13 protein-coding genes are annotated in these 14,991 nt (G+C 50.4%); 2 read left to right on the plus strand and 11 right to left on the minus strand.

The genetic code is table 11. The annotated features are described in order from the left end of the window. Positions 1–22: 22 nt before the first annotated feature. The 7 genes from ACKTSF_RS09535 to ACKTSF_RS09565 all read right to left on the minus strand — a co-directional run bounded on the left by ACKTSF_RS09535 (position 23) and on the right by ACKTSF_RS09565 (position 5,865). The gene (locus ACKTSF_RS09535) at positions 23–1,363 is read right to left on the minus strand and encodes an MFS transporter (protein WP_407888865.1); all 1,341 of its coding nucleotides are present in this window, start codon (positions 1,361–1,363) and stop codon (positions 23–25) included. 190 nt (positions 1,364–1,553) lie between these two features. Next, positions 1,554–2,597 (minus strand): zinc-dependent alcohol dehydrogenase family protein, encoded by a 1,044-nt coding sequence (locus ACKTSF_RS09540; RefSeq protein ID WP_407888867.1) that lies wholly within the window; start codon positions 2,595–2,597, stop codon positions 1,554–1,556. A gap of 74 nt (positions 2,598–2,671) precedes the next feature. Further along, positions 2,672–3,151, minus strand: a complete 480-nt coding sequence (locus ACKTSF_RS09545; protein ID WP_407888869.1) for a flavodoxin family protein — start codon at positions 3,149–3,151, stop codon at positions 2,672–2,674. Positions 3,152–3,328: 177 nt separating this feature from the next. After that, a complete protein-coding gene (locus ACKTSF_RS09550; RefSeq protein WP_407888870.1) occupies positions 3,329–3,775 on the minus strand; it encodes a MerR family transcriptional regulator in 447 nt (148 codons plus the stop codon). A 21-nt stretch (positions 3,776–3,796) separates the two neighbouring features. After that, positions 3,797–4,450 carry an NAD(P)H-binding protein gene (locus tag ACKTSF_RS09555; protein ID WP_407888872.1) on the minus strand — a complete coding sequence of 218 codons (654 nt, stop codon included), beginning with the start codon at positions 4,448–4,450 and terminating at the stop codon, positions 3,797–3,799. 2 nt (positions 4,451–4,452) lie between these two features. After that, positions 4,453–5,034, minus strand: a complete 582-nt coding sequence (locus ACKTSF_RS09560) for a flavodoxin family protein (RefSeq protein ID WP_407888874.1) — start codon at positions 5,032–5,034, stop codon at positions 4,453–4,455. 183 nt (positions 5,035–5,217) lie between these two features. Next, positions 5,218–5,865 (minus strand): TetR/AcrR family transcriptional regulator, encoded by a 648-nt coding sequence (locus tag ACKTSF_RS09565; protein WP_407888876.1) that lies wholly within the window; start codon positions 5,863–5,865, stop codon positions 5,218–5,220. Positions 5,866–5,962: 97 nt separating this feature from the next. On the opposite strand from ACKTSF_RS09565, the gene ACKTSF_RS09570 reads away from it, so the two are divergent. Continuing rightward, the gene (locus ACKTSF_RS09570) at positions 5,963–6,967 is read left to right on the plus strand and encodes an NAD-dependent epimerase/dehydratase family protein (protein ID WP_407888878.1); all 1,005 of its coding nucleotides are present in this window, start codon (positions 5,963–5,965) and stop codon (positions 6,965–6,967) included. 580 nt (positions 6,968–7,547) lie between these two features. Here the strand turns inward: ACKTSF_RS09570 and ACKTSF_RS09575 are convergent. The 4 genes from ACKTSF_RS09575 to ACKTSF_RS09590 all read right to left on the minus strand — a co-directional run bounded on the left by ACKTSF_RS09575 (position 7,548) and on the right by ACKTSF_RS09590 (position 13,300). Further along, the gene (locus ACKTSF_RS09575; RefSeq protein ID WP_407888880.1) at positions 7,548–9,539 is read right to left on the minus strand and encodes a cation:proton antiporter; all 1,992 of its coding nucleotides are present in this window, start codon (positions 9,537–9,539) and stop codon (positions 7,548–7,550) included. A 243-nt stretch (positions 9,540–9,782) separates the two neighbouring features. Continuing rightward, positions 9,783–10,742, minus strand: coding sequence for a beta-galactosidase small subunit (locus ACKTSF_RS09580; protein ID WP_407888892.1), 960 nt, complete (start codon positions 10,740–10,742; stop codon positions 9,783–9,785). Continuing rightward, entirely contained in the window at positions 10,726–12,612 is a 1,887-nt protein-coding gene (locus ACKTSF_RS09585; RefSeq protein WP_407888881.1) for a glycoside hydrolase family 2 TIM barrel-domain containing protein, read from the minus strand. The genes ACKTSF_RS09580 and ACKTSF_RS09585 overlap by 17 nt, the downstream gene beginning before the upstream one ends. Before the next feature lie 166 nt (positions 12,613–12,778). Then, a complete protein-coding gene (locus ACKTSF_RS09590) occupies positions 12,779–13,300 on the minus strand; it encodes a helix-turn-helix domain-containing protein (RefSeq protein ID WP_407888882.1) in 522 nt (173 codons plus the stop codon). Positions 13,301–13,516: 216 nt separating this feature from the next. Here ACKTSF_RS09590 and ACKTSF_RS09595 point away from each other — a divergent pair, with 216 nt between their 5' ends. After that, on the plus strand, positions 13,517–14,416 hold the full coding sequence (locus ACKTSF_RS09595) for a hypothetical protein (protein WP_407888884.1): 900 nt from the start codon (positions 13,517–13,519) through the stop codon (positions 14,414–14,416). Positions 14,417–14,991 lie beyond the last annotated feature (575 nt).

Below are 14,991 nucleotides of genomic sequence, written 5' to 3' on the forward strand. Positions count from 1 at the left end.
ATGCCTCTAGTCTTAGTGTTTCTTATTTTGACTGCCGTTCACCTGGCACAATCAGGAAAATTGCCGCTAACAGGGCCAAGACTAACAGGACACCACCAATTAAGATGGCGTGTTGAAAGCCGGCCACTTGCCCGGTAAATAACCCCTGCACCGTTACCAGAATCGACAGCCCAACAGAGCCCCCGATCTGATGCATGACGTTGACAACACCAGAGGCTGCCCCCGCGTCAGTACCACGGGTATGGGCCACACCGGCCGCCGTAAAGGGACTCAGTGAGAAGCCTTGGCCAACCCCAACGATGACCATTGGGGCGGCAATCCCCCACCAGTAACCAACTGCCGGTGTAAAACGACTCATCCAAATCATACCAATCGCAGTCAGGGCAATCCCAATGACCAGTAAGCCACCGTTACCCCATTTCGCCGTTAACCGTGCCACTTGTAAAGCCACGATAAAGTTTACGATGGTTAAGGGAAAGAACGCCACCCCAGCCATCAGGGCACTGAATCCCAGTTGATTTTGCATCAACTGTGGCGTGATGAACCAGAAGCCCATCATCGCGCCCAGATAGAGGAACCGGCCAATATAGGCGCCAATACGTTCACGGTCGATAAATAACCGTAAGGGCATGATGGGTTGGCCCGTCCGATGTTCCTGGTAGATGAAAATTCCTAGAAACAGGATGGCTAACAGGAAAGCTGGCAGCTTTGCCCAGTCACCAATGATGCTGTAGACCAAGGCGCTCATCCCGATCAGAGAACTAAAGGTTCCCAACCAGTCTAATTTACCGGCCTGACCACTGTCTTTGTTCAAATACTTAATGGCTAAATAGAACATCCAAATACTAATTGGCACATTCATGAAGAAACCAACGCGCCACGTCAGGAGGCTGGCGAAGACGCCGCCAATAACCAGACTCACGCTCGCACCGATGCCAGCCATGGCCCCGTAGTATGCAATCGCCTTGACCCGTTCGGCACCCTCATAGGTATCCATCAGGATAGCCAGCGTGGTCGGCGCCAGAATGGCCGAGCCGATGCCTTGAAAGGCCCGGGACGCAATGATCATGGGGGCGTTGATAGCTAGCCCAACCAGCAACGAGCCAAGACCAAAGATTACCAGACCAATCTCGAACACACGCCGCCGGCCAAAGAGATCCCCCGCACGACCGCCCAGTAGTAAGAAGCCCCCAAAGGTCAGGGAGTACGCGCTGCTGACCCAGGATAAAGTCGACTGACTCAGATTTAAGTCGTGGGCGATTTTCACCGTCCCCGTAAAAATAATTGAATTGTCCAATAGAATCATAAAGTAACTCATTAAGATGACCAGTAAGATCCAGTCGAATCGTTTTTGCTTTGCCATTTTTGTTTTACCTCTCTCGTCTTTAAGTGAATGATTAGGAGTTTAGACCTTCATCTACACTTCAAGGCAAGGGGAATTTTAAAAAAATTTTTCTCTTAAATTCTGTAAGCGCCCCCCATTTCCACGGAAGCTAAAAAGGCCCCCATCGACGACAGGGGTCTTTATTATTTAATAATTAATTGTTATTAAATTATTTGCTAATAACTAATAGTGACTTGATGGCTTCCCGCTTATCCATTGCGGCATAAGCCTCCGCAACGTGGTCGAGGTCAAAACGCTTGGTGAATACCTTGCCGGGGTGAATCTTACCGGTCAAAACAGCATCCAGCAACACATCCCGGTCGTAAGTCGTGACGGAAGCAATCCCGCCACGCAGACCAATGTTCTTCCAGAAGAGGTTGTTCGTGTTCATTTCTGCCTTCTGTGGCACACCCACCCGGCCAACAACGGCACCGGCCCGACCAACTTTAACGGCCGTATCGATAGATTGGGCGGTCCCAACACATTCCAAGACCGCGTCGGCACCAGCACCGTCAGTCAGTTCCATCACACGCTTAACCGCGTCATCTCCACGTTCAGCAACCACATCAGTCGCACCAAATTCTTTGGCTAGTGCCTGACGATCGGCATGTCGACTCATCGCGATAATCCGCTTAGCACCGCGAAGCTTAGCGGCAATGACGCCACACAGCCCAACAGCGCCATCACCCATAACCACGACCGTATCGCCGCCCTTGACTTCGGCGGTAGCAGCGGCATGGTAGCCGGTTGCCATCACATCAGCCAACGTCAACAGGTCGTTGAGTTGGGCGTCGGTGTAATCGCTGGGTTGACCCGGAATTTTGACCAAGGCCCAGTTGGCGTTCTTAAACCGTAAGTATTCACCTTGGTAGCCGACGATTTCGTCATCAGTCTGGGCATTTTCACAATTACCATCGAACCCAGCCAAGCAGGCCGCACAGTGGCCACAACCGTGTGTAAATGGCGCGATAACAAAGTCACCAGGCTTCACATTGGTGACATCGCTACCGACACTTTCTACGATACCGATGGCTTCATGCCCGACCGGTGTGTTCTTTTGACGGTCATTGATGCCACGGTACCACCACAGGTCGGAACCACAGACACAGGCCCGAACGATCTTCAAGACGGCGTCCGTGGGATTCTTGACCGTTGGCTTTGGTAATTTTTGGGCTTCAACCTTGCCCGGTTCAACAAATACAGCTGTTTTCATGAATTCATCCTCCAATTTCAATCGATACGGTTAGTCTAGACCTTAAAGTGGACTTCAAGGCAAGCGCAATTTTATTAAATTTGAAAATTTCGCCACCAGCCCCGCAGAGCCTGCTGGTCACGAGGTAAATCACCAGCCGTCATCCCGAGGCCCATCACAAATGTCCCCCGAGTAATCAACTGCTCAAAGTCGTCCTCATAACCGCCAGGATTACCTGAGTCCGTGTAAAACGGCGCCACAACACCTCGAAAATCACCCAGTTGTTGGAGGAAGCGCCGTACTGGTGTCGCAACCTTTCCGTTCCAGACGGGGCCCCCGACCAACAGCGTTTGATAGTGGTTCAGGTCTGGACGAACATTGGTCAATTCCGGCAGATCGCCGCTCGAGAGTTGTTGGCTGGCAACATCGGCCGTCGCGAACATATCAGACGGAAACGTTCCCTGTGTAACGGTCAAATCGACCTTATCGGCCCCCGTTACCTGCTGTAAATCAACGGCCATTTGCGCGGTTGTACCGGACCAGGAGTAGTCTACAATCAAAGCTGTACTTACCATCTGAAAATCCCCTTTACGTTTCATATTAGTCCTAGTATACCGGGTTACAGTCCCCCTAAGTCAATGCTTAGCTCAGGAATCGTATTAACCATATATTTATTATTATCATTAACTATTTATGAAAATGGCGGCATCAGTTACATACACAGTTGTCGTAACCGCTGCCGCTATTAATCATTAATATGAATTATCGAAGCCGTCACCGTCTTCAGTTGGCTTTTCAGTCGTCGCTGCGTGTTGCCGTTCCAGCTCACGTAGCTCCTCTTCCGTGGTTACCATGTGATCGTAGAAGTGGTTCAGCTTGTAGTTCAGGTGGTCAATGGCCGCCTGTAAGTCATCGCGCTTCTCTTCCATCACCCCAAGTTGTTCCTGCAGAAGGGCCTTTTGTTCTTTGGTATTGTCTTCCTGGGCATCAAATAATTCGATGTAGCGTCGCAGATTTTCAATACTCATCCCCGCTGCCCGCATCTGGGTGACAAACTTGATGCGCCGAATGATGCGATCGTCAATATCCCGGTTACCAACCGCAGTCCGGTCGATGGCCGGAATCAACGCTTCTTTTTCGTAGTAGCGAATCGCTGCGGAGGAAACCCCCGTTTTTTCACTAGCTTCTTTAATGTTCATTTTATTTTCGCTCCTCGCAAATTAATAGACAGGCCGGTCTTGTCCCTCAGTATCAGGGTCCGCCATGCCAATACTATCATGACTGTACTTGCTTGGGTCAGTGATAATATTCAACACGACATCGGCCACACTCTGCCGTGATCCGGAAACACCGTTGTAGGGGTGATCTTTGGTGGTCACCACATACTTAACCCCGCGATCATTCAACCAGGGCAACCGCAACGTCGTGTAGTCTAAACCAGAATTGGCCAATAACTCATCGGATTTACGCGCTGGGGCCATCCCAGCACCAATCATTTCTGAGTTCCACCGGCCAAATTCACCGTTAACCTCATTGTACAACCCCAGAACATTCGTGGAAAGGACCCGGGAAACGTGATTGGCCTTCATTCCCGCAATGACGCTGTTGGTCAAGCGGTTCTGCTGGTCGTGATCCACAACGGCAACGAATACCAAGTCCTGACCGGCCATGGCAGCACTCACAGCAGCCGGATCGGTAATGTCTCCTTCAACCAACGTGACGCGCGGATTGTCCTGCAAGTTGGCGAGCCGACTAGCGTTACGTAAGAAAAGGGTCAAGTCAACATCTGCGAATTGATCTTCCGTTAAGACTCGGTGTTCTACGATTTGGGCAATTTGTCCATTAGCTGCTAAAATCATTACTTTTTTCGTCATTATTAAGACTCCTTTGTCTGGGTCAACCAGCGTTGAAAGTCGCTAGTTGTCTGTTCTAAGTGCACATCATGTACGCTATAGTTGGGTAAAATTACGGTGCCCGCTGGCGTTAGTTGCGCCAAGACCTGTTGCGTATCCCCCGAACCATAGCCAGCATTCGTAGAAAAGGACGCGACACGTTTATGGCCTAATTGATCGCCGAACTGAATCAAAAACTGCCGCATGGGGTTGGCCGGTGTCATCGCCCAGATGGGATGCCCCAACAGGATCAAGTTGTACTGGTTCAAATTGGGGAAATCCGTCATGCACAATTCCGGCCAATCTTGCGCTTCCCGTTCCCGCGTCGCCCGATCCACACTAGCGCGATAATCACTGGGATATGGCTGAGCCACCGTCAATTCATAGCTGTCGGCACGTAAAAATTGCTGAGCCAATTGCGCTTGCGATTCCGTATTGCCACTCCGCGAAAAATACACGATGAGCGTCTTGGCCGTCTCGGTCAGATGCCGAATAGGCTGACCGTCTCGATTGGTATCTCGACCGTCAGAAGGCGCGCCCTGCCCCTTTGGTAAATGCTTCGTCATCAGTTAAAACTCCTTTCCTAACGCTTGAATGACCTTAGGTTAAACCTTCATGTGCACTTCAAGGCAAGAGGAAAGTTTGAAAAATAAAAAAAGTCTAGGACAAATCCCAGACTCTCGGTTTGTATCTCCAAAACTATACTGCTGAAACGTGCGACAAACGGCGACTAACTGGCAAGCCTCAACTCACTTCGAAATCAACGCGTAGGTTTCTCTGAATTCCCGCAGTATCGTCGCCTCGAACCCCGCAACTTGTCGCATATCGAGCTGCTCCTGCACAGACGCAACTAGCAACCCCGTCAGTTGAAAATCTAATGTTGCCGTTAGATACACTTCCGCGCGGTCCAGACGCAATTGACCCTCGCGAACCTGCATCAGAACTGATTTAACCAATGACTCAGCTTGAAAAATAACGAAGTCCGCCGGAAAATTGTCCCGAACGAATTGCGCCCGTTGCCCCTGCGCCACGTACGCCTTCAATTGGTGAAAGTAGATACGATAGGCCCCTGAAAGTTCTTGATACAGCTCTGGATAGGCCCGCTGCAATTCCGTTGTAAAGGTCTCGGTAGTCGATCCCATCAATAAAAGAGAGTCCAGCCAAACCGGAAGGAACGTCGCCGTGGCAAAGTGCACTGGCACCGGATGTTCCTTGATAAATTTAACGTGACGCGCCACAACTGCCTGAACGATCTCATCTTTATTCTTAAAGTAGAGATACAGACTGGCCCGGCTCACACCGACAGCAGTTGCCAATTTACTCATCGATAATTTTTGAAATCCTTCAATTAAAATAACATGATTAAGCTTGGTAGTAAGGGATTTTTGATCAATCATTACGCTCAACTCCTATGTATTTAGAATAACATAGCTTGACGTTTTAGACAATATATTGTATTATTTGTCTAAAATAAAGATATCGAGGTATTAACTTATGAAAAAAATCATTGTTTCAGGTGGTTCTGGCTTCGTCGCCAGCTGGGTCATTGTCGATCTGTTAAATCATGATTACGCCGTTTCTGCTAGTCTCCGAAGTCTCGGGAAGGCTCCTGTTATCAAGGAAAGCCTCCGTCGATACGTCAATCCGGTCGCATTGGGCCACTTGAGTTTCTTTGAAGCCGATCTCACCAGCACGAACGGTTGGGAAGCGGCCATGACTGATGCGGACGGCGTCATTCACGTCGCCTCCCCCTTGGGTAACGGCACGGAATCGACCGAAGAACTAGTCAACGTGGCTAAATCCGGCGTCCTTAACGTCTTCCAAGCTGCCGCAAACGCCGGCGTAACCCGGATAGTCATGACAAGCTCTCAAGCCGCTTCAACCCCCGATAGCCGGACAACCGGAACCCTGGATGAAGACTTCTGGACCGATGTTACCAATCCTGAGTTGGACCCCTACCGTATCTCCAAGGTCGTGGCAGAACAAACTGCCTGGGATTTCGCCCGTGACCATGGCCTTGACCTGACAACGATTCTACCCGGCGCTATCTTTGGCCCCGTCATGACCGCAAAGAATCTCAGTTCAAACGGCATTCTCCTACAACTGCTCAAAGGCCAACCGGCCATTCCTAAAGTTCCTCTGGAAATCAGTGATGTCCGCGACCTCGCCATTCTCCATCGTTTAGCCTTTGAAAACCCGGTGGCCGTTCAAAAGCGCTATCTGGCGGCGTCTCAGACCATCTCAATGCTCGATGTTGCCCGTCTATATCAGCGGCAATTTACGCACCTTCACCTCCACGTCCGGCCCCTCCCCAACTGGGCAACCCGGCTTCTAGCTAAGCCAGTTCCCAGCATGCGTTCCTTAGTTCCTATGCTGAACCGTCGCTATCACCACACCACGGCGGCAGCGGAAAACGACTTAGGATGGACGCAGCATACACCGGAAGAAACAGTGTTAGCCGCAGCTGACCGTCTAGTCACGCTAGGACTCGTCAAATAACTACCTGAAGGTTGAAAGTTCCAAAACACTCATTATGACTGTTGTCACAACGATACTGGGCCTAAAATTAGGCAACGTTGTTCAACCATCGCCTTACCGGCCGGCAGATATGGGCTGGAACGGTGCGAACACAACTTGAAGCCTCGAGAGGACCGAGTCTACAAGCTTGGTTTTCTACTAAGCCAGCGGGGAAATCACCCCCTGACTAAGTAGAACGACGCGCCTAAGCCCATATCTGCCCACCTCTCGGCTACCGTAGTTGGCTTGAGGCAACGTGGATTATGCCTATAGAAATGTTATTGTTTTATGCTTGAATTTTAGGAACCATTTGGAATTCAGTGATTGAAATTGACGTGCACAATCAGAGCCGGAAGCCCGTCCTTTGGCTGGAGGCGTTCCCCACAGCAAGCGGAATCCCTGGCAGCCGGAGTGCGCCCATTTCAACTAGTTTAACGGTGACAACTCTTACTGTCGCAAGAGTAACATGAACATTTCATCTTTCAACCTTCAATAACACCCACAAAAGGCTGTGATTTCCTATCCAGGAGACCACAGCCTTTTCACGTTGCATATGCTAAAATCAAGCCAAAAAGGCCGTTCGATTCTGCAAATAACTCATTTCATCAAAAATAATCTGTTGTTGTAAATCATCGGCCACCTCTGTCGACATTTTCCCGGCGGCCAATTCTGCCTGTACTAATTCATATTCCGTGTGAAACGCCGCCAAAAACAATTGATAGACAATGGCCGACTCAACCTCTGGCGCATTGAACTGACGGTGACGCTCGTGATAGTATCGCTGGATGACATCAAGCGCCGTGTGATTTTCAGTAGTTTTTAGCGCCGTCAATTTCGCCAAAGCCGCCCGATTACCAGCAGCTTCGAGCGGACGAATATCCTCATCGTGCTTTTCAAAACACCGTTGCCAATAGATCTGTTCCATCACCAAGGGCGACGTCATGAAGGTATCCTGAGCTGTCTGAATATCATGGTACATGTGCCCCATATGCACGCTGAACCACAGTCGCAGGATGAGATTCTTCCACCAGCGCTGGTCAACGGTGAAGCGACTGTATTTTAGAAAACGGCGGTAGTAAAACCACTCTGACTCAGTCATTTTACCTTGCTCATATAATACCTTAATTGCTTGCTCTTCTGCCCGATCGGCTTGTTGAAATAGCGACCGCTGCTGGCGGTGGCGAGGCACCTGTTGCCATTGAAACTGCTGACGTAACGCATCGATCACAATTTGGCGTTCACTCGGATGATCCGTTTGCTCTGCCAACGCCATAATCGCCGCTAACCGCATACGCTGCCGCCAATTCGTTGTCGATTCTGTTTTCGTCGGCCCATTTTTTAAGAGTTGGGGCAGAGCAAAGGTCGGTACCAACAGGCTCAGTAAGATCACCACGGTTGCCGTGAAGATCAACGAGCCCCGGAGCACGAAGGGTTGCCCCTTAATCAATAGTGGCAGGGAAAACGCCAACGCTAACGTAATCGTCCCGTTGGCCCCACTCAATGCCATCAGCCAACTGTCTGACCACCGATGTTTGCTGGGCGCATGCATCCAGACGAAATACCGCGACCAGACTAAACGCATCACAAACTTAAGACTGTAAATGAAAAGTCCCGCTAAGATTAGTTGCCACCACAGAACTTGCTCATTTTGCCAAACTGCCTGGAGCACTCTTGGTAGGGAAATTCCCAGCAGCACGAAAACCAAACTGGAGAGGATACCATTAATAATTTCCCAGACGTTAGCACTGATCATCTGCATTCGGCTAGATGTCAGGCGTAAGTGCTCACGTTCCCCACCTTGGATGAGACCAGCAGCGACAACCGCCAGGATTCCCGAGAATCCCAATAGATCCGCCACGTAGTAAAGCACGAACGGTGTCACCAGTTCGATGGTCACCAGTACTAGCGGTGAATTGTCGCCCCAACGAATCAACAACTGACGAACCCAGGCGATACCTAGCCCAAGAAGGGCACCGAATAACAGGCCGCCCAAAAATTCCTTTCCAAAGTCCAGTAGCGCTGTGCTCACCGCGAATTTACCGGACACATAGGTTGCTATTGCGAGATCAAACGCTACGATCCCTGAAGCATCATTGAAGAGTGATTCATTTTGAAGAATCGTTTGAGGCACCCGGTACTCCTCACTCTCTGGTGCAATCGCACTCACCGCTGATGCATCGGTTGGGGTCACCACCGCACAGAGCGCGAAGGCCAGGCTAAGCGGAAAGATTGGAAATAACCAGTGCACACCACTCCCCACAACGAGTACCGTTAGCACAACCAGGACGATTGCTAGGGAGAAAATATTGACAATCCCCCGCCCGACCCAGTAACGCGAAACATTCTCCGATTCGTTATACATGAGCGGCGCAATAATGGCAAACGTAAAGACATCCGGACTGAACTGAAACCCATGATACAGTGGAAAAAAAGCAAACAACAACCCCAATCCGATCAGAAAAAAAGGCTGCGGTATTCGCGGAAAATGTCTTCCCAGAACATTGCCCCCAACGACCGCAATCAGTAAGACTAATACCAAAAATACTGTTTCCATCCGTAACCCCCGTCCCGCTAATCAAATCAAAAAAAAGCTAGTTTAATTTATCTGCAGGTCATTATAGCATTAACAGATGGCGGTTTCAGCCTAACTTTAACGGGCACGCATTCCCCTGGAAAGCATTCTTGCGCCACTCAGCATTCTACGCCCGTCAACAGTTTGTCCTATTAACTGCAAAAAAAGGCGACTTTCGCCGTCTTCATTTCACTCAATCTTCTGCTTGGAAAGTAGCCATCTACGTCATACCAGACCAGCAATCTCAAATTGGAAGTCATGATCCTGATCCCCAACAATGTGATACTGCGGTTCCACGTCGGCGCCCCAACTGTCGATACCACCCACGCCACGAACGGCACCATAAATGGTCAACACGGTCCGCCGTGGTACCGGTAGCTCTTCTTGGTGCGTCGCATTTTCCAACTCTAACGGCGTGTAAGGTAGGCAACTAAAAGCCAACGGTCCGTCATGCTTCTGAAATGTGATCCCAAATGGCTGGTGGTCTGGGTCGGCGTTATTTAGCGTCCGGTCACGGGTCACCGTGACCCAGTCAGTCGCCATGTGCATGCCACATTCTTGCGGTACCAGATAGGGCGTCACGGGTAACCCCGTGACGTGGTAAGTTCCCGGTTGTCCCCCGGCCATGCGATCCGGATACGTTTCCCCCGAAAGGCCTTGATAGTCAAAGCCGCTAGCCATCGTGGGCAACACGAAACGTAAACCCAAGGCTGGAAGTTCCGGTAATCCAGCCGTCCCGTGATAGTGGACTGCAACGGTTAGCTTCCCCGTACCGTCCACGAGATAACTCACGGTTACCATCGTTGCCGGAACGGTCAGCGTGGTATACGTGAAGGTGACAGCTACCGTCGTTGCTGTCTCGTGATCACTGTAGCGATTGTTCTCCGGCGCAATTGGCAACGATATCGACTGACCATCCACGGCCACCGTCACCTGAGTACAGTGAGAAAAGTAGTCGGCTCCCAGCCACATCGCTGATTGCTGAGAAAAACCATTGCCACGATCATTATCCGTGGTTGCACGCCAGAATGCCGGCATCGGTGTACGGTACAGCCACTCCTTCCCGTAGCGTACTAATGATTCCAAACCGCCACGGTCATAGGCGAAAATATAGCGAAAGTGATCCCCACTAACGCCCAATGTGACGTCGCCATACGTCACGTTTAACTTAGTCGTGTTGGCCATACTCATAGCGCACCTCCTGTAGGGCTGGCTTAGGGGTCCGGTCGGCAAAAAGGAGCCCATCGCCCGAGAATTCATAATCCGAATGGCGGTCGTCAAAGTCCCCGCCATAACGCAGAACTGGCTGTCCGGTCACTTCATCCTTGACCCAAAGTGCTTGATCGATAAAGTCCCAGATAAAGCCGCCCTGATACATCGGATAACGGTCAACCAAGTCCGTGTAGCTCGCCATACCACCGAGTGAATTCCCCATATCATGCATGTATTCGCAGTCCAAGAATGGCTTGGCCGGCGTATCCTGCAAGTATTTTTCAATCTCTCGGGGTGGGTTATACATCCGACTCTCCACATCAGAGATACGGTCGGCGTACGCGCGATTCTGGAAGACACCTTCGTAATGGGTCAACCGCGTCGGATCCACATGATGATAGTAGGCGTCCATCGCAACTAAGTCCTCGCCCGCATAGGATTCATTTCCCAGTGACCAGAATAAAATCGCCGGGTGATTTTTAAACATCTCATAGTTACTCTTCGCCCGGTCGAGCACCGCCAGTTGCCACTGTGGCAAGCTACCAGGAACGTTGTAGGAAGGCTCCACCGCACCCATCTTTTGCCAGGTACCGTGCGTTTCCAAGTTGTTCTCGGCCATCATGTAAATACCCTGTCGGTCGCACAAGTCATACCAAGCTGGCTGATCCGGGTAGTGACACGTCCGTACAGCATTAATATGATTCTCATGGAAGATTTCAAGGTCTCGCTGCATATCGGCAGCTGTTACGGCCCGACCACGATGCGCATCCCATTCGTGACGGTTAACCCCATTTAAAATCAACCGCTGGCCGTTAAGCATGATCACTTTATCCTTGATTGTTAATTGCCGAAAGCCAACCGCATACGGAATCACTTCAACTAGCTCACCGGCCGGATTATGTAAGCAGATCTGCAACTGATAAAGGTAAGGATCGTGATGCTGCCACAGATGGACGTGTGGTACCGCCGTGGTCACTGCTAACGTATCGACCACCGCTTGTTCCGTAGTCCACAACGCTTGGCCCGTACCATCTCGTAGTGTCATGACCGCCGTTCCCGCAAGCTGCTGAGCCGCTGAAAGTTGGAGCCGCAAATCGAGAACACCAGTGGTCAGGTCAGGATCCACTGTCGCTCGAATGGTCAGGTCTTCCAAGTGGAGAGCTGGCTTCGCAACCAACCGGACACTCCGAAAGATCCCAGAGAAGCGGAACATGTCTTGATCTTCAAGAAAAGCAGCCGTACTGTGTTTGAAGACTTCCACTGCCAGTATGTTCTCCCCCGGCTGTAGGTAACGGGTTAAATCAAATTCGGAACGACTAAAGCTATCCTCGGCATACCCAATAAAGTGACCGTTTAGCCAGAGATACATCGCCTGTTCAACGCCATCGAATTCAATGCTGACCCGTTGATTTTGCAAAGCCGGGCTCAACGTGAATCGTTTAACGTAGGCCCCTACTGTATTCTCAGGGTCCTTGCTGAACATGCCACGAGCTGGTTGATCGGCACCCATGCTGTATGCGGGTCGGCGATAATGCTTGCCCTCCCAGGGATAAGCCGTATTGATATACTGAATCTGACCGTAGCCAGCAAGCTCAATATGACCAGGGACTGCGAGTTGGTCGAAATCAGACCGATCATAGTCGGGCTGATAAAAGCCAACTGGCCGGTGTTGTGGGTCGGTCGCAAACTGAAAGTCCCAATTACCATCGAGACTCTGAACCAGGCTGCTGTGCCCAGTCTGTGCTTCCGCAACCGTCGCATAACCACGATGATCACTATGTGCCGGCAACTGATTGATTCGAAAAGTCTGGGGATCATCAAGCCAGGTAAGATCTGCTTGCATCTGTATTTCCTCCTTCATGACTGATACTACTGTCATTATACTCCCCCTGCGACCTCCACAACACGCAGACATCAATCGACTTTGTCACCCAATAATGGGAAATTAATTTCCCGGGTTATTTTTTACACAAAAGGACCGACTCACGGTCAGCCCCAAATTGCCACTGTTAATTCTGTACTCGTAGACCGTTCCAGAACCCCATGATGAGATCCGAGATTTGTGGCATCATCAGTAAGCCAAGTACGACGATAGCAACCGCAATGACCAGCCGCGATAATGCGTATTGCCGGCGTTGCTGATTCCGGTAGCTCAACCCCAATAGGACGATTACACCAATCAGCAGTGGCGTTTGCCCCCAGTCCAATAGGGTTGCCGTGTGGATACCCAGTGCCAATGCCACCATAGCCAAAGGTATGGCCACACCTAAGCTACCAACAACAATCAGTCCCAACGGCCCCGTCACTGGACGATCAAACGTCCGTCTTAGGTCAGTGTCATCGCGAACCAATTCATCGATGGTTAGCTTAAATAAGTCACTAATCAAGACCACGTTGGCAAAGCTCGGTAGTGCCGTCCCTTGTTCCCACTTTGAAACCGACTGCCGAGAGATCTTCAAATGATCAGCTAAAATCTGCTGTGACCAGCCTCGTTGTTCCCGCTGAATCTTTAATTGTTCTCCAATTTTCATGCAATCCCTCCTAAACTACTCCTTCCAGCATACTAAACAAGGTTCTCTATCACACGCATTCTCTAGTTGCCACAGGAAATTGGGGGAATATAACCCGGGTTAACCGTCATTATTTCAAAATCTCTACCCGCAAAAGAACATTGGTTCGTTTATTTTCAGCTTGGTTTCCGGTATACTAGTCGTATCTAATTTTTTCGTAGGAGGTTCGATATCGGCATGCACAAACTCATTGAACTCGGTTCAGGCCTCATGGTGCTACTGGCCGTCATCTGCGCAGGCTGGCAAACGGCTAATGCCCAGACGGAACGGCCCAGCGCACTGGTCAAAGTTGGCAATTTCACCGCCAGTACCGACTTCTTAAACCTCAGTCAGTACTACGAACTCACCCGCACGATTAAGGTCAAAGTTAATTACGTTCCCACTCACAAGGTCGGTCACGCCCTTAACCGCGATTTCACACTCCCCGTTGGGACAGTCGTCGCGGGTAATCTCACGAGCACCAAATCTGGCGACTTCTTGGTCCCCAGTCTCCAACTATACTTGTCACGGCTGAGTTACTCTTTGATTCAACAGAACGCACCTGCTGGATACACGATTGACCCTGGAGCGGGCGCCTACGATCCGCAGGCTACCCTCAAGGCAACCGATAAACTAACTGCGTTCAAGCGGATCAAAGCCCCCGACTTTATGCCCGGCTACAGCCATGGCGACCTCTACCTGGGTGGTGCTAAGGCGGCGCTGAGTGCCGTTGAGACGACCACTTCAAGTATTCGGATCACACCGGATGGCTACCTCGAGTATCTGAAATACGACGCCAAGGCCAACGCCGGTCTGGGTTTCATGCAGAAACCTTATAGTATGGCTAAAATCACCAAAACTACCTTCCACGACCCCTACCGCGTGCTGTATTTTGCCCACAATGTACAGGGACTCAAGACCAAGCGTGTCAGCTATAGTGGCCAGCAACAATACCGGTTGACGCTTAAAAACCTTCACGATCCGCAGCATAATGCCGGCAATGAAGACAAGGGAATTGCCGGTACCTTTGACAGTCTATACCATATTGGCGGCCACACCTACTTCACGTTTATTGGCTATGATGGCGTGAGCGGCTAAAAAAGCCTGATTACTCCGGTGAGTAATCAGTTTTTTTGTGCCAAATACCCTAGTGTAATCGGCACACCACCAGTTGCGCTATCGTGGTAGAGAATCGTTAAAATATGCCAGCCAGCTTATCAAGTACCCCTTCCGTGAGCAACCGATTCGCATCTTCCTTCTCATTGTGATTGGTGGTCCCCATCACTACTTTTGGTGATCTCCACGTAACATGCTATACTCGGACCAACAACGCAAGGGAGGTCCGTGTCATCAGAGGAAAGGTCTTAAAAACAATTTTAGCGATCATCATTCTCGGCGCCACGGCCAGCGTCTGTTTGGGCCACTGGGGGACACGAGCCGAAGCGCAGGTTGACCTGCCCAGAATAACCTTAACGACCCCCATTTAGCTCAAAAAGCAGCGTGGAACACAAGGTCGTTAGCTGGCAAGCATCTAAGTTTAGATAGCAAACATACTAAGATTAGCTCTGTAAAACCGAATTCGGTTTTACAGAGCTTTTTGAATTACAGTAGGTATATGGAGCTAAAGATCGCACAAAGACCCTTGGACCTCGAGTCCGCTTATACAAACTGAT

It is taken from the genome of Levilactobacillus muriae (assembly GCF_045862015.1).
Classification (GTDB): domain Bacteria; phylum Bacillota; class Bacilli; order Lactobacillales; family Lactobacillaceae; genus Levilactobacillus; species Levilactobacillus muriae.